Here is an 18,731-nt window from a genome sequence, read left to right as displayed (position 1 = left end):
CAGATGGAGATAATCGGCGCATCTCTATTCTACTGGGCGAAGTTTGCGTATAAACTCGCGGGTTTTAGAGTTCCGGAGGCACAAAGGCGATGAGCCAGGTAGAGTTAAACGGTGAGTTATTCACATTAGAGCGGTTCCCGCCAAATGCTGAAGAGGAAGCGCTTCAGGCGTGGGAAGCGGCGGATGAATATCTGCTGCAACAGGTGAATGATGTCGACGGCCTGACGCTCATTTTCAATGACAGCTTCGGCGCGCTGGGCTGCGCGCTGGCGGAACGCAACCCGGTCAGCATCAACGATTCCTACGTATCTGAGCTGGCGACCCGCTACAACCTGCGGATGAACGGCATTGATGAAGAGAGCGTACGTTTTCAGGATCCCCTGAGCGAACTGCCTGCCGCGCCGGCGCTGGTGCTCATTAAGGTTCCGAAGCAGCTGGCGCTGCTGGAGCAGCAGCTGCGCGCGCTGCGCGAGGTTGTCACGCCAGAAACCCGTATCATCGCCGCCGCGAAAGCGCGGGATGTCCACAATTCCACCCTGGCGCTGTTTGAGAAGATCCTCGGCACCACCACCACATCGCTGGCATGGAAAAAGGCGCGGCTGATTTTCTGTACCTTTACCGCTCCTGAGGTGGCCGATGCGCCGCAAACCTACAGCTGGCCGCTGGACGGTACACCGTGGACGATTCACAACCACGCCAACGTGTTCGCCCGCAGCGGCCTGGATATTGGCGCGCGCTTCTTCCTGGAGCATCTGCCGGCAAATATTGAAGGCGAGATCGCCGATCTCGGCTGCGGCAACGGCGTGATTGGCCTGAAAGCGCTGGCTTTAAACCCGGACGCCCGGGTGATGTTTACCGATGAGTCCTATATGGCGGTCGCTTCCAGCCGGCTGAACGTCGAAACTAACCTGCCGGATGACATCGAGCGCTGCGAGTTTGTGGTGAATAACGCGTTGTCTGATATTGAGCCGGACCGTTTCGCCGCGATCCTCTGTAACCCGCCGTTCCATCAGCAGCATGCGATCACCGATCATATTGCCTGGCAGATGTTTAACGATGCCCGCCGCAGCCTGAAGTACGGTGGCGAGCTGTACGTTGTTGGCAACCGCCACCTCGATTATTTCCGCAAGCTGAAGCGCGCGTTCGGTAACTGCACGACAATCGCCACCAATAATAAATTTGTGGTGTTGAAAGCGACAAAGGTGCGCAAGCAGCGCTAAGCCTTATCGGCTTCCCGGGTTTCCCCGGCTTGCGGCTGATGCCTTAGCCGGGCTACCGGCTGAGCGTTATCGGCTTTCCCGGTTTCCCCGGCTACCGGCCGGGTTTTCTTTCCCTAAATCGACAGCGCCAGCCGGGTGCCCTGAGCGATTGCCCGCCGGGCATCCAGCTCCATCGCCACGTCGCAGCCGCCAATCAAATGCACCGTTTTACCCGCCGCCTGCAGCGGATCGGCCAGCTCGCGGCGGGGATCCTGACCGGCGCAGATAACTACATGATCGACGTTAAGCACCTGAGATTCGCCGCCGATCGTCACATGTAAGCCGGCATCATCGATCCGTTGATAGCTGACGCCGGGGATCATTTGGACGCCGCGGGCCAGCAGGGTGGCGCGGTGGATCCAGCCGGTGGTTTTCCCCAGCCCGTCGCCGGGCTTGCTGGTTTTGCGCTGGAGCATCACGATCTGGCGCGGGCTTTTAGCCAGCTGCATCCCTTCCGGGCGTAATCCGCCCGCGCTCTGCAGGCTGGTATCGATCCCCCATTCCGCACAGAATTCGCCAATATTCTGGCTGGTGGCGACGCCGGACTGGCTGAGGTACATGGCGGTATCAAAGCCGATCCCGCCGCAGCCGATAATCGCCACCTTCTCGCCGACCGGCGCTTTATCACGCAGGACATCAAGATAGCTCAGCACCTTCGGATGATCGATCCCGACGATATCCGGCCTCCGCGAGGCGATCCCGGTGGCGAGGATAATCTCATCAAATGCCCGCAGATCGTCGGCCGTCACCCGGGTTTCAAGCCGCAGCGCGACGCCGGTAAGATCCAGCATCCGGCGGTAATAACGCAGAGTTTCATGGAACTCCTCTTTGCCGGGGATCTGTTTGGCGATAGTAAACTGGCCGCCAATCTCATGGTGCCCGTCAAAGAGCGTCACCTGATGCCCGCGCGAGGCGGCGTTCACGGCAAAGGCCAGGCCGGCAGGACCAGCGCCGACTACCGCCAGCCGCTTCGGTGCGGTCGCAGGCGCTATTGGCATCAGGGTTTCATGGCAGGCGCGCGGGTTGACCAGACACGAGGTGACTTTGCCGGCGAAGATCCGATCGAGGCAGGCCTGGTTGCAGCCAATACAGGTATTGATCTCATCCGCCCGCCCGCTCTGCGCTTTAGAGAGAAATTCGCTGTCGGCGAGGAAAGGGCGGGCCATCGAGACCATGTCGGCGTCTCCGCGGGCCAGGATCGCCTCCGCCACGGCGGGATCGTTAATCCGGTTGGTGGTGACCAGCGGGATCGACACCGCGCCTTTCAGCTTGCGGGTGACCCAGCTAAACGCGCCGCGTGGTACCGGAGTGGCGATAGTGGGAATGCGCGCCTCGTGCCAGCCAATGCCGGTATTGATAATCGTTGCCCCTGCGTCCTCAATGGCTTTTGCCAGCGCGGTGACTTCCGCGAGCGTGCTGCCGCCGCTGACCAGATCGAGCATCGACAGGCGGTAGATGATAATAAAGTCGCTGCCCGCGCGCTCCCGCACGGCTCTGACCACTTCAATGGCAAAACGCATACGCCGGGCGTAGTCGCCGCCCCACTGGTCGTCGCGCAGGTTGGTGCGCGCGGCAAGAAATTCGTTAATCAGATAGCCTTCCGAGCCCATCACTTCGACGCCGTCGTACCCGGCTTCCCGCGCCAGCTGGGCGCAGCGGGCAAAATCATCGATCAGCTGTAAGATCTCTTCGTGGCTCAGTTCGTGAGGCGTAAAGGGGTTGATCGGCGCCTGCAGCGCGGAAGGGGCCACCAGCTGCGGCTGGTAGCTGTAGCGCCCGGTATGCAGGATCTGCAGGGCGATTTTGCCGCCCTCCTCGTGTACCGCATCGGTGATATGGCGGTGATGAGCGAGATGGCTGGCGTCGTTAAGCACCGCGCCGCCCGCCATGGTGACGCCGGAAGGCGCCGGGGCAATCCCGCCGGTGACGATCAGCGCCACCCCGTGGCGGGCGCGCTCGGCGTAAAACGCCGCCAGCCGCTGTGCGCCGTCCGGCAGCTCCTCCAGACCAGTGTGCATCGAGCCCATCAACACGCGGTTTTTGAGCGTTGTGAACCCCAGATCAAGCGGGGCGAAAAGCGACGGGTAGCGGCTCATAATCTCTTCCAGTGTAAAATTATTGTTATGTGGTCGGATGAGTTACTAATTTAGCCGCCGCGGGCGAAAAGGGAAAAGGGGAGTGCGGCGATTGTGATGGGATTCAAAGAACGGCGGAAGGTTCTCCCTTACCCCGGCCCTCTCCCACCGGGAGAGGGAGAAGGACGGAATGGCGCCGGGGCCAGTTAAGCCCGGACGGTTTCCTCTCCTGTAGGGGAGAGGCTTAGGGTGAGGGGGCAACAGGGGCACGGCGCGTCAGACCCGGCGCCTGCCACATCGAGGTCGTTAATCCGCTGTCCACCAGACCGAGCTGCTCAGCGTACACCGACTGCCATTTGATCATCATCTCGTGATACAGCTCGCGATGCGCCTGATTGGGCGTAAATTCCCGGTGCCAGCTCACCAGCTTCTCACCCGTCGCCGCCATATCGCCGTACAGCCCGGCACCTGTGCCGGCGGCGATCGCGCAGCCCAGCGCCGTCGCCTCGCGGACCTCCGGCACCCGCACCGGGAGGCCGGTAACATCGCTGAGGATCTGGCTCCACAGCGCGCCTTTTGAGCCCCCGCCCGCAAAGACCAGGCTGTCAAACCGCACGCCGGAAAATTGCGAAATTTGTGCCAGATTACAGGCAGAGACAATCGCCGCGTTCTCTTCCAGCGCGCGGAAGAGGGTGGCCTTATTGCATTTTTCCGGGTCGATGGAGAGGTTAATAAACGACGGCGCGGCGTGGTACCACTGCTTAAAGTGCATGGCGTCAGAGAAGATCGGCATCACCCCGTGGGAACCCGCCGGCACGCGGCTGGCCATCTCTTCGAGCAGGCTGTAGGCGTCGACGCCGAGGCGCCCGGCAATCAGCTTCTCCTCCGCGCAGAACGCGTCGCGGAACCAGCGCATGGTCAGGCCGGTGAAGAAGCTGATGGACTCCGCCTGCGCCATGCCGGGAATAACGTGCGGGTTAACGCGAATATTCATCTCCGGGTCAGTTCGCACTTCCGGCAGATTAACCACCTGCTGCCAGAAAGTGCCGCCGAGCACCGCCGTCTGCCCGGCGCGCACCACGCCGAGGCCCAGGCAGCCGAGCTGGACGTCGCCGCCGCCCATCACCACCGGCGTGCCCGCGCGCAGCCCGCTTTGCGCCGCCGCCGCGTCGGTCACCGCTCCCAGTACGCTGCCGGTCTCTTTGACCGGCGAGAGAATATCGGCCCGCAGCCCGGCCATATCCAGCAGCGCCGGGCGCCAGTCGCGGCTGAAGAGATCGAGCATGCCGGTCGTTCCGGCGTTAGAAGGGTCAACCGCCAGTTCGCCGGAAAGCTTTGCCGCCAGCCAGTCGCTGATCATGGTGATGGTCGCCGCTTTGCGGTAGATATCCGGGCGATGATGGGCCAGCCACAGCAGGCGCGGCATAGCGCTCAGTGCCAGGGTCTGCCCGGACACGCCGTACACTTCGGATTCAAAACGGTCGTCGTGGATCTCTTTGAGCTCCGCCACCTCGCGGCTGGCGCGGGCGTCAACGTTGGCGCAGGCCCAGATGGCCTCGCCGTTGCGGTCGTAAAGCACGATGCCTTCACGCATCGAGCGGACTGAATATCGGCCGCAGAGAGATGGGCGGCGGCCAGCGCCTGACGGATACACTGACAGGCCAGCTGCCAGTTGGTGCCAAGGTCGAACTCCATCGAGCCGGGGACATTGTCCACGCTCAGGTGCTTCCATTCGGCCTGGCCGACCGCTATCTGGCGGCCCTGGAGATCGAATACGACCGCCCGAATGCTGCCGGTCCCGGCATCTAACGCTAACAGGTAACTCATGACATGCGCCTCGCTCGTGTTGCGCGGCGCAGGGCCGTTATGAGGCCAGCGTCAGCACCGCGCGTGCTGTTGTCTCTTCCGTTACCAGGCCATTAATTCGCTTGCCGATAAGGGCCGCGTAAATCGCCTGCGCTTTTTCTGTGCCCCCGGCGACGCCCACGATGGTCGGCAGCTGCGCCAGCTCATCAAGGGTGACGCCGAGCAGTTCCCGATGGATCTCCAGCCCTTCAACCGGTTTGCCGTCGGCCTGCAGGAAATAACCTAAAATGTCGCCGACTGCGCCTTTGCGGGCGTACATTAGCTGTTCGCCTTCGCTGATATAGCCGGAGCGCAGGATGGTGGCGTCCCGGCGCTGGTCAATGGCGCCGATACCTACCACCGCCGCATCCGCCGCCGTCGCGGCCAGGATCACGTCGCGGACGCTCGATTCCCGGCGCAGGATCTCCGCCACATCCGCCGATGACACCCTCAGCGGCGCGGGGATCATGCTGACGCTACAGGCGGCATCCAGCTGGCCAATGCCGGTCATATACGGGCCCACGCCGCCGGAAAGCGTCACCAGCCGAACCTGCTGGGAGCCGATAAACCCGCTCAGGTGCTGCAGGCAGCTCATGGTGGCTTCGCCAAAGCCCACCGCCAGCAGCTGTCCCGGCTCCAGCACGCCCATTAACGATTGCGCCGCGCCAATCCCCAGGCGGGTGTTCATCGGCGGGGTATTCAGCGCCGGCAGCACGCGGGCAATTTTCAGACCGAAGCGCTGCTGAAGTTCGGTTTCCAGCGCCAGGCAGCCCTCATAGCGCGAATTAATCTGGACGCGGATCACCCCCGACTGGCGGCCCTTCTCCAGCAGGCGGGAGATCTTTAACCGCGGCAGCCCTAAACGCTCGCCGATGTCGTTCTGCGTCAGGCCGTCGTGGTAGTAACACCACGCCACCCGCGCCACCAGCTCCTCCTCGGCTAACGCCAGACCGGCGTAGCGGCTCTCTTCCGTAATGCGTTTTTCGCTCATAAAGTGAACTCTTATAAAAATTTAGATCATATGTTCGTTATTGCGCGGTCGGAAAATGTGAGCCGACTGGCAAAACGGATCTTTCGTTGTCCGCTGGTTTTATTCAAACGATCGAAAGCATAAAACTGTGATCGTTGCACGGTTGTAAATATAGTTCACCGTCTACGCTTTTGAACATTATTAATTTAAAAAATCTTTTGTTCAAAATGAGGCGCGATGATGAAGCCACTGCTTGAAGCTCGCCAAATCGGCAAACAGTTCTCCGGCGTCACCGTGCTGAAGCAGATTGATTTCACGCTGCTTTCCGGCCAGGTGCACGCGCTGATGGGCGGTAACGGCGCCGGAAAATCGACGCTGATGAAGATTATTGCCGGGGTAGAGACCCCCGACAGCGGTGAGCTCATCCTCGGCGAACGTATATTTGCGCGCCTTACTCCCGCCCAGGCCCATCAGCAGGGCGTGTATCTGGTGCCGCAGGAACCGATGTTATTCCCCAATCTGACGGTGCGGGAAAATATTCTTTTTCGTCTGCCAAAGCGGGCGGATACCGAGACCCGCCTGCAGGAAAAGCTGCAGCAGCTTAGCTGCCAGCTTAACCTTGAGGCGGCGGCCAGCACCCTGGAAGTCGCCGACCAACAAATGGTGGAGATCCTGCGCGGGTTGATGCGCGATGCGCAGATCTTGATCCTCGATGAGCCCACCGCCTCATTAACGCCGGGGGAAACCGAACGTCTGTTCCGTCAGATCCGCTCTTTACAGGCGCTCGGCGTCGGGATCGTGTTTATCTCGCACAAACTGCCGGAGATCCGTCAGGTCGCCAGCCACGTCTCGGTAATGCGCGATGGCGCGGTGGTGCTGAGCGGAGAGACCGCGCAGTACGGCGACAATCAGCTGATCGGCGCGATGACGCCGGTCAGCCGCGATCGCGCGCTGAGCGACACGCAAAAGCTGTGGCTGGCGCTGCCGGGCAATCGCCGTACTCAGGCGCAGGATTTCCCGGTCCTTAGGGTAGAAGATCTGACCGGAGAAGGTTTTATCGATCTCAGCCTGGAGATCCGCGCCGGGGAGATCGTCGGCCTCGCCGGGCTGGTCGGATCCGGGCGCACTGAATTCGCCGAAACGCTCTACGGTCTGCGACTGGCGCGCGCCGGGCGGGTATGGCTGGAAAACCGCGATATCAGCCGCGACAGCACGCGCGCCAGGCTGGCCCGCGGGCTGGTCTATCTGCCGGAGGACAGGCAGGTTTCCGGGCTGTTTCTCGATGCGCCGGTGCGCTGGAACACGGTGATGTTTAACCAGCCGTCGCTGTGGCAGCAGAACAGGCGCGAAGCGGCGGTGGTGGAGCGGTATCACCGGGCGCTGGGGATCAAAATGGCCGATGGCGATCGCCCGGTGCGCACGCTCTCCGGCGGTAACCAGCAGAAGGTACTGCTGGCGCGCTGCCTGGAGGCTAACCCGCTGCTGCTGATCGTCGATGAGCCGACCCGCGGCGTGGACGTTTCCGCCCGCGCCGACATCTATCAGCTGCTGAAAAGCGTCGCCGCGCAGAACGTGGCGGTATTAATGATTTCCAGCGATCTCGACGAGTTCGTCGGCCTGGCTGACCGGGTGCTGGTGATGCATCAGGGAAGGCTGAGCGGCGAGCTGGCGCAGCAGGCGGTCAGCGTTGACCGGGTGATGACCCTGGCCTTCGGAGGACAGGCATGAAAACGTTATTAAAGAATCGTGAACTGAGCGCCTTTCTCGCCATCGTGGTGCTGTTTGCCGGGCTGGTGACGCTCAACCCGGCCTATTTCAGCTTACAGACCCTGGGCATGATCTTCGGCAGTTCGCAGATCCTCTGCCTGCTGGCGCTGGGGGCAACCCTGGTGATGCTGACCCGCAATATTGACGTTTCGGTGGGGTCCACCGTCGGCCTGAGCGCTATCGCGGTGGGGGTGGCGCTGAATAGCGGCTATGGCCTGATGACCGCCATCGCCTTCGCGCTGGCGATCGGCGCGCTGGCCGGCGCCTTTAACGGTCTGCTGGTGGTGGGGCTGCGGATACCGGCGATTGTCGCCACCCTCGGCACTCTCGGGCTTTATCGCGGAGTGATGCTGCTGTGGACCGGCGGCAAGTGGATTGAAGGCTTGCCGAATAGCCTGAAGGCGCTGTCGGAACCGGCGTTCATCGGCATTTCGCCGCTGGGTTGGCTGGTGCTGGCGCTGCTTCTGGTGGGCGGCGGGATACTGTCGCGCACCGCCTTTGGCCGTGATTTTTACGCCGTCGGCGATAACCTCGCCGCGGCCCGCCAGCTCGGGGTGGCGGTGAACCGCACGCGGATGCTGGCATTTACCCTTAACGGCATGCTGGCGGCTTGCGCCGGGATTGTGTTTGCCGCGCAGATTGGTTTTGTGCCCAATCAGACCGGCAGCGGCCTGGAGATGAAGGCCATCGCCGCCTGCGTGCTCGGCGGGATCTCGCTGTTTGGCGGTACCGGCACGCTGCTCGGCGCTTTTCTCGGCGCCTTCTTCCTCACGCAAATCGATACCGTGCTGGTGCTGTTCCGTCTCCCGGCGTGGTGGAACGACTTCATCGCCGGCCTGGTCCTGCTCGGCGTACTGGTGCTCGACGGGCGTCTGCGTCAGGCGCTGGCCCGCCATCAGCGGGCGCTGAAGTACAGCCGCTTTCAGCCCGGCAACAAAGGGGGCAAGCGCGTGGCCCCGTTTCCCGAACGCAAAAACAAAGAGGTGGCGTAAATGAAGCTCAACTGGGAAAGCGCGCTGCTGGCGTTACTTGTGCTGGAGATCCTGCTGTTTGGCGCCCTGAATCCGCGCATGCTGGATCTCAATATGCTGCTGTTCAGCACCAGCGACTTTATCTGCATTGGCATCGTGGCGCTGCCGCTGACGCTGGTAATTATCAGCGGCGGGATTGATATTTCGCTCGGTTCCACTATCGGCCTGTGCGCCATTGCGCTGGGGGTGATGATGCAGTCGGGCTGGCCCATGAGCCTCGCAATCCCCCTGACGCTGCTGCTCGGCCTGCTGTGCGGGTTGCTGAACGCGGCGCTGATTCATTACACCGGCATTAGCCCGCTGGTGATTACCCTCGGCACCCTGTACCTCTACGGCGGCGGCGCGCTGCTGCTATCGGGCATGGCCGGGGCGACCGGTTACGAAGGTATCGGCGGATTCCCGGATAGCTTTACCGCCTTCGCCAACCTGACCCTGTTTGGCCTGCCGATACCGCTGGTGCTGTTCGCCGTTATCACCTTTTTCTTCTGGCTGCTGGCCCACCGCGGGCGCTTTGGGCGGCATCTTTTTCTGCTCGGGCAGAATCCGCGCGCCGCGCGCTACGCCGCGCTTTCCGTGAACGGTATGCCGTATGTGCTGTATGGCCTGGTGGGCGTGGCGTCGGCGGTGGCGGCGCTGGTGATGGTCTCCTATTTCGGCTCGGCGCGCTCGGATTTAGGCCGCGACCTGCTGATGCCGGCGCTGACCGCCGCGGTGCTCGGCGGGGCCAATATCTACGGCGGTTCCGGCTCGATCGTCGGCACGGCGCTGGCCGCGCTGCTGGTGGGCTATTTACAACAAGGTTTGCAAATGGTCGGCATCCCCAACCAGGTGTCGAGCGCGCTGTCAGGGGCGCTGTTGGTTGTGGTGGTGATGGGGCGTTCGCTGAGCCTGCACCGTGAATGGGTGCGGATGAGCTGGCGGCGTCTTTTCTCGCGTAAAACAATCGGAGCATAAAATGAAAACAAAACTGATCGTGCTGGCGATGGCGCTGGGTATGGCATCGACCCAGGCGGCGGACCGCATCGCCTTTATTCCTAAGCTGGTCGGCGTCGGGTTCTTTACCAGCGGCGGCAACGGCGCGAAAGAGGCGGGCAAAGCGCTCGGCGTGGACGTCACCTACGACGGCCCGACCGAACCGAGCGTCTCCGGCCAGGTGCAGCTGATCAACAACTTCGTCAACTAGGGCTACAACGCGATTATCGTCTCCGCCGTATCGCCGGACGGCCTGTGCCCGGCGCTGAAGCGGGCGATGCAGCGCGGGGTCAAGGTCCTGACCTGGGATTCCGATACCAAACCGGAGTGCCGCAGCATCTATATCAACCAGGGGACGCCGCAGCAGCTCGGCGGCCTGCTGGTGGAGATGGCGGAAAAACAGGTGACGAAGCCTGGCGCCAAAGTGGCGTTTTTCTACTCCAGCCCGACGGTGACCGATCAGAACCAATGGGTGAAAGAGGCGAAGGCCAAAATCGAAAAAGCGCATCCGCAGTGGGAAGTGGTGACCACCCAGTTTGGCTATAACGACGCCACTAAATCGCTGCAAACCGCCGAGGGGATCTTAAAAGCGTACCCGGATCTCGACGCCATTATCGCTCCGGACGCCAACGCGCTTCCGGCGGCTGCCCAGGCGGCGGAAAACCTTAAGCGCCAGGGCGTGGCGATCGTCGGCTTTAGTACCCCGAACGTGATGCGCCCCTACGTGGAGCGCGGCACGGTAAAAGCCTTCGGCCTGTGGGACGTGGTGCAGCAGGGCAAGATCGCGGTTAACGTCGCCGATCGTCTGCTGAAAAAGGGCGATCTTAACGTCGGCGACAGCGTTGATGTGAAAGATCTCGGCGCCCTTAAAGTCGAGCCCAACAGCGTGCAGGGCTATCAGTATGAAGCGAAAGGCAACGGCATCGTGCTGCTGCCGGAGCGGGTGGTGTTCACCAAAGAGAATATCAATAACTACGATTTCTGATGGAGAATGAGATGGCTGATTTAGACGATATCAAAGAGGGAAAAAACTTCGGCTTAGACCGTCCGCAGCAGAATACGCTCTATACGCTGAAGGGCTGCGGGTCGCTGGAGTGGGGGATGCAGTCGCGGCTGGCGCGTATCTTCAACCCGCAGAGCAACCGTACGGTGATGCTGGCGTTCGACCACGGCTATTTTCAGGGGCCGACCACCGGGCTGGAGCGTATCGATCTCTCTATTGCACCGCTGTTCGAAGAGACCGACGTGCTGATGTGCACCCGCGGCGTACTGCGCAGTCAGGTGCCGGCGGCGACCAACAAACCGGTGGTGCTGCGCGCTTCCGGCGGCAACTCGATCCTCAGCGAACTTTCCAATGAGTGCGTGGCGGTGGCGATGGAGGACGCGCTGCGCCTGAACGTCTGCGCGGTGGCGGCGCAGGTCTATATCGGCAGCGAACATGAGCATCAGTCAATCAACAACATCATCAAGCTGGTGGACGCCGGCAACCGCTACGGTATGCCGGTGCTGGCGGTAACCGGGGTGGGTAAAGAGATGGCCCGCGACGCCCGCTACTTCTCGCTTGCCAGCCGCATTGCCGCCGAAATGGGGGCGCAGTTCGTGAAAACCTACTTTGTTGAGGAAGGCTTTGAGAAAGTGACCGCCAGTTGCCCGGTGCCGATCGTCATCGCCGGGGGCAAAAAGCTGCCGGAGCAGGAGGCGCTGGAGATGTGCTGGCGGGCGATCGACCAGGGGGCTTCCGGCGTCGATATGGGGCGCAATATCTTCCAGTCCAGCGCGCCGCGCGCGATGCTGAAGGCGGTGAAAAAAGTGGTGCATGAGAACTTAAGCGCCCGCGAGGCGTATCAGTTCTGGCAGGAGGAAAAACAGGGAGAGCTGCAATGAACGTAACGCTGGTGGAAATCAATATCAAACCGGAACGGGTCGACGAGTTTCTTGAGGTATTCCGCGCCAACCACGAAGGGGCGCTGCAGGAGCCGGGCAATCTGCGCTTTGACGTCCTGCAGGACCCGGAGGTGAAGACGCGCTTTTTTATCTATGAAGCCTATATCGACGATGACGCGGTGCTGGCGCACAAGAAAACCCCGCACTATCTGGCCTGCGTGGCGAAGCTGGAGGCGCTGATGTCGCAGCCGCGGCAGAAGCGCAGCTTTATCGGCCTGCTGCCCGAGGTGTAAGACGAACCCTCACCCCGGCGGGGTGAGGGGACATCGTAGCTACTTACGGAAAAACTCGTTATACAGCATGTACAGATGCGCCGCGCTCCAGGAGAAGTTTGGCGCCCCCTGCTGAGCACCGGTGAGCGGATTGTAGTTCTCCTGAATCGGGCCATCGGAGGTTAACCCCCGGGCGTGCCTGAAGAAGGCGTCCGCCAGCTGCAGCGCCTCTTCGCGGTGGCCATAGCGCTCCATCCCTTTCAGACCGAACCAGAACTGGTCCACCCACACGCGGCCGCGCCAGTAAATATCCGCGCCAAACGCCGGATTCGTTAATGCGGCGGTACCCAGCGGTACGAAAGTGTTGAACTCTTTGGCGTCCAGCATCACCGAAATGACGTCATCGGCATGCGCCTGAGTGGCCGCGCCGTTGAACAGCGGCGACCAGCCCTCCGGCCCTTTGCCGCGCTCGACGATCGGCCTACCGGCACAGCCGTTTGCCAGCGGCTGCGCTTCAATGCGAATGTCATAATAGAATTTGCTCTGCGGGTCGAACATGCAGGTGTTGATATAGTCGGCGAGCTTTTGCGCCAGCGCCCGGTAGCGTTTTGCCTCCTCCGGCTTGCCGAGAAGGGTCGCCATTTCCGCCAGATAGTGGTTGTCGCTGTACATGTAGCTGGCCTGATCGACCGACTCCTGCAGCAGCGAATAGCCGAGCAGATTGCCGCTTTTATCCCGGTTTTCAGCAAATTTCACCGTCCAGTCGCTGCGTTTGCCGCCGCCGGCGATGTATTTATCCAGCTGATCTTTATCGATAAAGCCGAAGACCGCCGCGTCGTCGCGCCCCGACTCCCAGGAGGCGGCCACCTGTGCCGGGATCTCCAGGCTGTCGTAATCGCCCTTCGCCGTCACCTGCTCGTAGGTTTTCAGGCCGGAAAGCGTCCGTTCTTTATCGCCCTTTTTCACGGTAAACAGCATCGCGCCATCGGCGGTGTTGTGCGCTTTATCGCGGGTCGCGCCGTACTCCGGTACGCCGTTGCCGTTGTGGTCGCGGTTGCGCAGCCACCAGTCATGGTAGGCCACCAGCTTCGGATACATCTCCGCCAGCCAGGCTTTATCTTTGGTGACGTTATAGACTTCCATCACCGACCAGGCCGCCAGGCTCGGTTTGGTATTTCGCTCGTTCCAGTTGCTGCCGTCGCCGCCGCGTTCCGGGCTCAGGTTCCAGGCGATCAGATCCGGAATGAACCCGGCATCCTGCGGCCGCACTTTATCGTCGGCGGCAATCTGCCAGGAGAAGACGGCGCGGATGTTCTCTTTCGCTATCTCCGGGTTGAAATGGGCCATGGCGTAGGCCTGCTTCCAGGTATCCCACGGCCAGGTCTGGTTGCCGGAGAACCAGCGCCCGGTTACCGATGGCGTGACGGTGTTGTGCTTAACGGCGCCGCCCGGCGCGCGCCAGTTACCGTTAAGGGTTTCGATCGCTTTTACCGCCACCCGGGTTTGCTGCGCCGTAGCATCAGGATTGGTCAGCCCCTTTTGCAGATAGCCGTTCCAGCGCGCCTCGGAAGCGCGCAGATAGTGCGCCGGTCGCGCCAGAATATCGCGGATTTGCGCTTTCTCAAGGCGCACCTGCTCGGCGTTAAGCAGGTGCGAGTAGGTGGTATAGAGCGTGGTCGAGCCGTTGATTTGCGCGCTGCTGGTGAATCGATGGCCGTCGATTTGGGTGACCGTCGGCAGGGAGCGATGGATCTGATACTGCGATTCGCCGGAGGTCATTAAATCCGATGCGGAACGGACTTTACCGAAGCTGACCGTCAGGCCGTCGTGGGTCGCGCTCAGGCGGCGCTGATAGTCCGGGAAGGCCTGGTCGATGGTTTGCGTTGACTGCGGTTTCCCCTCTTTGGCGGAGAGCTTCTCCAGCAGCTCGCCGTCCCAGACCAGCTTAAGCGGACCGCTGCTGGTGATTTTAGTCTCCAGTAAAGAGGTGTGCGCGCTGGCAAAGCGCAGGGTCATCTCGATCTGTACGCCGGGCGCGGAGAGCGTTTGCACCAGCGCCCCGGGCAGGCTCCAGGCCTGCATGGTGAAGGCGACTTTTTTGCCGTTCTGGTATACCGTCAGGCGATCGAAATGGGTCGCCATAAAGTTGATGTACTCCTCGGTGAGCAGCGCGGGTCCGGGAAATCCGCCCATGGTGGCCGGACCATCAGGCAGCAGATGCCCATGCCATGCGCCCAAATCGAAAAACGGGTTGAAGCGCTGGTGGTCATCGTTATCAAAATCCTGCATCGCCTGCGGCGCGCCGCTGCGGTTGATAACATTTTTAAAGTCATCCGCAGTGAGCGCGTGGGCGGAAAAGCTTATCAGCAGGGCGCAGGCCAGCGGCGTCAGAGTGGTGATGATTTTCACGGTATTGATATCCCTTTTTACCAGTAGAAATATTGCATCAGGAAAACCTGATCGCTCGGGTCGCCGGAGGCGTTTTTCATGTAGAAGCGGCTGTCCGCAGCGGTGGCAAAACGTCCGCCGCCGTACTCGTACCAGACGCCGAACTGCATAAACGAGGTGGTTTCCTCGGCAGCGCGATCCGGGCGGTGTTTGGCGTAGCTATAGGCGGTGGAGAGATACACGCCCTTGAGCGCTTCATACATGGCGCTGGCCATAAAGCCGGTCTCCGTTCCCGGCACGTCTTTTCCCCTGGCGCGCCCGGTATGATGCCAGGCGCGGGCGGCGAGGTTGGGAGTGAGAATACCGGTTAACAAGAGCTGACCGGTACCGTCGGTCAGCTCAAGACCGTTCATCCAGGTGACCTTTTCGGCAATATCGTACTGGACGTAGCCGTTGACCATCGCCGGATAGGTATATTTATCGTCGTAGCGGTCGTATTTGCCGAAATGGAGCCACGCTTTGCCTTCATCGTGGTGCCCGGCGGGCGTGGCGGTCACGCTGTAGCGAAAATCTCCCGCCAGGTTCTGCACCTTGAGCGCGTACATGATATCGCGGGTATTGGGGATCACGTAGCCGAGGTCGGGTGTGAAATCGCCCCACCACTGCAGATCGTCGAGCGATGAATCCTGGCGCAGGCTGAGCATAATCTCGGTGCTGCTATCGGTTTTATATCCGCCGTAGAGGCGGTTTATTCCGCCTTCGAATCCGCCCCAGCCGTGATCCGGTACCCAGGCATTCCCCTGACGATCGGCCTGGACCGTCCAGCCTTCGCCATAAATTAAGCCAAACCAGCTGCCGTGCTTTATTTCCAGCCCGCCTTCAATATAGGTGCCATCGCTATATTTATGTTTATCTTCGCCTTCTAAATCCATATATCCGCCGACCCCCAGTTCACCGTAAAAACGATAGGAAGTGGCGCTCAGTTCAGGCGTTTTCATGTCATCATGTTCCGCCGGGTGAGCAACATCAGCCGCTACGGCAGGTGTGCAGAAGGCCAGAGCGGCAAGCGCCCCGTAAATTAAGTTCTTCTTTTTCATCGCATTATTAAGAGATATTGTAATTTATTATTTTAGGGAAAATGGCTTATGACGCGTCGGAAGCCGGCGCCGCTTCAATTCTTTTTTCTTCTACCGTTAATCCCTTAACGTATTTACTGTATTTCCACCACGCAAATCCGAGGAAGATAACAATGCCACCGACGTTATAGAAAATAATGGTCAGAATATTGCCGCCGGTGGGAAAGGTTGAGGCGACGAAGCCGATGGCGAAAATAACAATCAGCATCGAGACCACCGTAATGCCGGTGGTGCGTGAGCCCATTTTAAAATCGCGCGGCAGATGATCGAGCCTGCGGCGCAGGTTGAGGTACGCCAGCATGATAAACAGCGGCGGCAGCATTGAGGCGGCGGCGGTCATGTTGATGATGGTGTTCATTAAATCCTGCACGGTGCTGGAGCCCATCATCGGGATAATCATCAGCGGAATTACAATCAGGAACTGGATCCACGCCGCGCGCGCCGGTACGCCGTTTTGATTGAGCTCGACGGTTTTTTTACCAAATATGCCGGCCGGGATTTCGGAGAAAAAGATTTTGACCGGCGTCGCGGTCCACATTAATAACGAACCAAACATGGCGGTGAAGGAGACCAGGCCGACAAAACGGTTGACCACGATTTCCGGCAGGCCAAACCAGACCGCCATGCCGTGGAAGACCTGAACCGATCCGCCGGTATATTTCAGCTCTTTGCTGCTGATAAACACGTTGATCAGCACCGAGGAAATGGAGTACAGCACGCCAATCACGATCCCGGCGAGGATGATGACCTTAACGAATGATTTCGATCCGCCTTTCACGTCATTGACGTACACCGCGACGGACTCCGCCCCGCCGGCCGCCATAAAAATCCAGGTGGTGATGCCGAGGAATGCCCAGTTGAAGTTCGGGATCATCGCATCCACGGTAATCGGATCCGCCGGCTGAATACCGCCCACCAGCGCGCTGCCGGAAAGCAGAATGTAGGAGAGCGTCAGCAGCAGCATTAACGACGAGGTCACCGAGGTAATAGGACCCAGCATTTTTGCGCCGTTGGTGGACACCCAGGTCGACAGGGCGAACAGCGCCATGCTCAACATCGTGGTGGCGACGGGGGTCAGAATGTACTCGTAGCCGAGGAAGGCGTAGGAGGCATACGCGATGACCCTCGGCAGCAGCGAGGTAAAAAAGAACAGATTCACAAACCAGTAGGTATAGGCGGTAATAAAAGCCCAACGTCCACCCAGCGAGCTTTTCACCCAGGCATAAACCCCCGCTTCGGAGTTTTTATTCAGCGAAACGAATTCCGCGATGATCAGACAGAAAGGAACGAAGTAGAGCAGGGTCGCGAGGAAGAACATCGGCGCCGATGCCAGCCCCAGCTCAATATTGTTATTGATCACGTTGTTAAAACTGAAGACGGCGGCGAAGGTCAGGGACAGCAGGCCGAACTTGCCGATGGTATTACGTTTGATATCAGACATAACACATCTCCACACATTGTCCTTCAGAGAATGGCCGAAGGGGATTGTGTTGTTTATAGGGTAGAGGTAGTTAAGTATTGTGGTTAATTTTAGTAAAATATTTAGTAAATAAAAGCGGTAAAAATGAATTGCTTTAACTCGATCACGAAAATGGTCGGGCGACAGAGCGTGGCTTGTGGGTAAAAAAATCCCGCCAGGGGATATGCCGCTGGCGGGAGCAACGGTGGCTTATTTCACCGTATTTGCCGCTGATTTCAGGGGGGTTTGTTGGTTCTTGCGCTGTTTTTTCTCAAAGCGGGTTATCCACCACCACGCGAGTCCGGAGAAGACTGCGGTCATAAAGACGTTAATGAAGAAGGCATTCACCAGATCGACCCCCGGCGGGAAAGCCGAGGCGGTCATGCTGACCAGGAAAATCACCATCAGCATCGACACCACGGCCATCCCAACCTTTCTTGAACCCATGCGGAAGTCGCGCGGCGTGTCGTCGTGTTTCCAGCGGAAAACAAAGTAGGCGGCCATGATAAACAGCGGCGGTAGCATCGCGGTACCCGCGGTCAGGTTGATAGCGGTGTTCATCATTTGCTGAACGCTGGCGGAGCCGAAACCGTTCACGATGAGCATCAGAAAGACGAAGACAAATTGCCACCAGGCGGCGCGCACCGGTACACCGTGGACGTTCAGCTCGGTGGTTTTTTTGCCATAGATGCCGGCAGGAATTTCAGAGAAGTGAATTTTTACCGGTGCGGCGGTCCACATCATCATGCTGCCGAAAATGGCGATAAACAGAATGATGCCGACGAAGCGGCCCATCAGCGCTTCTGAAATATGGAAATAGGCGCCGAGGCCGGTGAAGATTTCCACCATGCCGGCCGCATAGGTCAGATCTTCACGTGCCACAAAGACGTTGACCAGCAAAGAGCCCAGCGCGTACATGCCGCCAATCAGGATCCCGGCGGTGATGATGACTTTAATAAACGATTTCTGCCCACCTTTGGTGTCGTTCAGGTACGCGGCGACGGTTTCAGCCCCGCCTGCCGCCTGGAAAATCCAGCACATGATCCCCAGCGTCGCCCAGTTAATGGTAGGCGCCATGGCGTGCAGCGTAATCGGCTGCGCGGGGACATGGCCCGCGCCCAGCGCGGTAAAAGCGCCGACCACGTAAATCGCAAATAGCGCGAAGACGCCATACGCCACGCATTCGGAGATTTTCCCCAGCCAGGTCGCGCCTTTAGTGGAAATGTGGGTGGCCATGGCGAACAGGACGATAGAGATCAGCGACGTGACCATCGGCGAGAAAGGAATGGCGTAACCCATAATGGCGTACGAGGCGTAGGCCACCACGTTCGGCAGCAGCGACAGGAAAAAGAACAGATTCACAAACCAGTACAGGAACGAGCCGAGATAGGCCGCGCGGGTACCTAAAGGCTGCTTCAGCCAGGCGTACATACCTGATTCGGAATTCTTATTCGCTGACACGAATTCGGCGATGATAAACACAAACGGAATAAAATAGACCACCGTCGCAAACAGAAAGATAGGGGCAGAGCTGAGCCCTAACTCGATGTTGTTATTAACAATATTTCGTACGTTAAATACGGCGGCAAACGCCATCGACAGCAGGGCGAATTTACCTATTTTGGCTCGAACTGATTCGGACATAAGTCCTCCGAAAAATTATCTGGCCCGCA

12 protein-coding genes and 2 pseudogenes are annotated in these 18,731 nt (G+C 59.8%); 7 read left to right on the top strand and 7 right to left on the bottom strand.

Annotation, left to right across the window (positions count from 1 at the left end; all coding sequences use genetic code 11):
- Positions 1-89: 89 nt before the first annotated feature.
- Complete coding sequence (gene rlmG, locus HMPREF1144_RS03415; protein ID WP_004854423.1) at positions 90-1,220, top strand: 23S rRNA (guanine(1835)-N(2))-methyltransferase RlmG; 1,131 nt, start codon at positions 90-92, stop codon at positions 1,218-1,220.
- Between the two features lie 113 nt (positions 1,221-1,333).
- On the opposite strand, the gene HMPREF1144_RS03410 is transcribed toward rlmG, so the two are convergent.
- The 3 genes and pseudogenes from HMPREF1144_RS03410 to lsrR form a co-directional block, all read right to left on the bottom strand.
- The gene (locus tag HMPREF1144_RS03410; RefSeq protein WP_009651911.1) at positions 1,334-3,355 is read right to left on the bottom strand and encodes an NADPH-dependent 2,4-dienoyl-CoA reductase; all 2,022 of its coding nucleotides are present in this window, start codon (positions 3,353-3,355) and stop codon (positions 1,334-1,336) included.
- A gap of 223 nt (positions 3,356-3,578) precedes the next feature.
- Positions 3,579-5,161 (bottom strand): annotated as a pseudogene (gene lsrK, locus HMPREF1144_RS03405) (autoinducer-2 kinase).
- Positions 5,162-5,198: 37 nt separating this feature from the next.
- On the bottom strand, positions 5,199-6,170 hold the full coding sequence (lsrR, locus tag HMPREF1144_RS03400; protein ID WP_004105944.1) for a transcriptional regulator LsrR: 972 nt from the start codon (positions 6,168-6,170) through the stop codon (positions 5,199-5,201).
- A 219-nt stretch (positions 6,171-6,389) separates the two neighbouring features.
- Here lsrR and lsrA point away from each other — a divergent pair, with 219 nt between their 5' ends.
- The 6 genes and pseudogenes from lsrA (at position 6,390) to lsrG (ending at position 12,096) form a co-directional block, all read left to right on the top strand.
- Positions 6,390-7,877 carry an autoinducer 2 ABC transporter ATP-binding protein LsrA gene (gene lsrA, locus HMPREF1144_RS03395; protein WP_042926977.1) on the top strand — a complete coding sequence of 496 codons (1,488 nt, stop codon included), beginning with the start codon at positions 6,390-6,392 and terminating at the stop codon, positions 7,875-7,877.
- Positions 7,874-8,908 (top strand): autoinducer 2 ABC transporter permease LsrC, encoded by a 1,035-nt coding sequence (gene lsrC, locus HMPREF1144_RS03390; protein WP_009651897.1) that lies wholly within the window; start codon positions 7,874-7,876, stop codon positions 8,906-8,908. The genes lsrA and lsrC overlap by 4 nt, the downstream gene beginning before the upstream one ends.
- Positions 8,909-9,901 carry an autoinducer 2 ABC transporter permease LsrD gene (gene lsrD / locus HMPREF1144_RS03385; protein WP_009651865.1) on the top strand — a complete coding sequence of 331 codons (993 nt, stop codon included), beginning with the start codon at positions 8,909-8,911 and terminating at the stop codon, positions 9,899-9,901. It begins immediately after the preceding gene.
- 1 nt (position 9,902) lies between these two features.
- A pseudogene (gene lsrB / locus HMPREF1144_RS03380) lies at positions 9,903-10,904 on the top strand (autoinducer 2 ABC transporter substrate-binding protein LsrB).
- An 11-nt stretch (positions 10,905-10,915) separates the two neighbouring features.
- Entirely contained in the window at positions 10,916-11,803 is an 888-nt protein-coding gene (lsrF, locus tag HMPREF1144_RS03375) for a 3-hydroxy-5-phosphonooxypentane-2,4-dione thiolase (RefSeq protein ID WP_004105939.1), read from the top strand.
- Positions 11,800-12,096, top strand: coding sequence for a (4S)-4-hydroxy-5-phosphonooxypentane-2,3-dione isomerase (gene lsrG / locus HMPREF1144_RS03370; protein ID WP_004854408.1), 297 nt, complete (start codon positions 11,800-11,802; stop codon positions 12,094-12,096). The genes lsrF and lsrG overlap by 4 nt, the downstream gene beginning before the upstream one ends.
- Positions 12,097-12,135: 39 nt before the next feature.
- Here lsrG and ygjK read toward each other — a convergent pair whose 3' ends face one another.
- The 4 genes from ygjK to HMPREF1144_RS03350 all read right to left on the bottom strand — a co-directional run bounded on the left by ygjK (position 12,136) and on the right by HMPREF1144_RS03350 (position 18,702).
- The gene (gene ygjK / locus HMPREF1144_RS03365) at positions 12,136-14,484 is read right to left on the bottom strand and encodes an alpha-glucosidase (protein WP_009651840.1); all 2,349 of its coding nucleotides are present in this window, start codon (positions 14,482-14,484) and stop codon (positions 12,136-12,138) included.
- Between the two features lie 17 nt (positions 14,485-14,501).
- Positions 14,502-15,560: a protein YgjJ gene (gene ygjJ / locus HMPREF1144_RS03360; RefSeq protein ID WP_004854405.1), complete on the bottom strand. Its 1,059-nt coding sequence runs from the start codon at positions 15,558-15,560 to the stop codon at positions 14,502-14,504.
- Positions 15,561-15,606: 46 nt separating this feature from the next.
- Positions 15,607-17,040, bottom strand: coding sequence for an amino acid permease (locus tag HMPREF1144_RS03355; protein ID WP_004854403.1), 1,434 nt, complete (start codon positions 17,038-17,040; stop codon positions 15,607-15,609).
- Between the two features lie 228 nt (positions 17,041-17,268).
- Positions 17,269-18,702, bottom strand: a complete 1,434-nt coding sequence (locus HMPREF1144_RS03350) for an amino acid permease (protein WP_009651868.1) — start codon at positions 18,700-18,702, stop codon at positions 17,269-17,271.
- Positions 18,703-18,731: the final 29 nt, after the last annotated feature.

The sequence above is a fragment of the Klebsiella sp. OBRC7 genome (assembly GCF_000293135.1).
GTDB classification, from domain to species: domain Bacteria; phylum Pseudomonadota; class Gammaproteobacteria; order Enterobacterales; family Enterobacteriaceae; genus Klebsiella; species Klebsiella michiganensis.
The sequence above is the reverse complement of the archived record's forward strand: the minus strand, read 5'-3'. Positions and strand labels throughout refer to the sequence as shown.

Bases quoted from the DNA above. Each gene is read 5' to 3' on its own strand.
- lsrC (WP_009651897.1), top strand. From the start codon at position 7,874: ATGAAAACGTTATTAAAGAATCGTGAACTGAGCGCCTTTCTCGCCATC.
- lsrR (WP_004105944.1), bottom strand. From the start codon at position 6,170: ATGAGCGAAAAACGCATTACGGAAGAGAGCCGCTACGCCGGTCTGGCG.
- lsrG (WP_004854408.1), top strand. From the start codon at position 11,800: ATGAACGTAACGCTGGTGGAAATCAATATCAAACCGGAACGGGTCGAC.
- HMPREF1144_RS03355 (WP_004854403.1), bottom strand. From the start codon at position 17,040: ATGTCTGATATCAAACGTAATACCATCGGCAAGTTCGGCCTGCTGTCC.
- HMPREF1144_RS03350 (WP_009651868.1), bottom strand. From the start codon at position 18,702: ATGTCCGAATCAGTTCGAGCCAAAATAGGTAAATTCGCCCTGCTGTCG.
- rlmG (WP_004854423.1), top strand. From the start codon at position 90: ATGAGCCAGGTAGAGTTAAACGGTGAGTTATTCACATTAGAGCGGTTC.
- lsrA (WP_042926977.1), top strand. From the start codon at position 6,390: ATGAAGCCACTGCTTGAAGCTCGCCAAATCGGCAAACAGTTCTCCGGC.
- lsrF (WP_004105939.1), top strand. From the start codon at position 10,916: ATGGCTGATTTAGACGATATCAAAGAGGGAAAAAACTTCGGCTTAGAC.
- lsrD (WP_009651865.1), top strand. From the start codon at position 8,909: ATGAAGCTCAACTGGGAAAGCGCGCTGCTGGCGTTACTTGTGCTGGAG.
- HMPREF1144_RS03410 (WP_009651911.1), bottom strand. From the start codon at position 3,355: ATGAGCCGCTACCCGTCGCTTTTCGCCCCGCTTGATCTGGGGTTCACA.
- ygjJ (WP_004854405.1), bottom strand. From the start codon at position 15,560: ATGAAAAAGAAGAACTTAATTTACGGGGCGCTTGCCGCTCTGGCCTTC.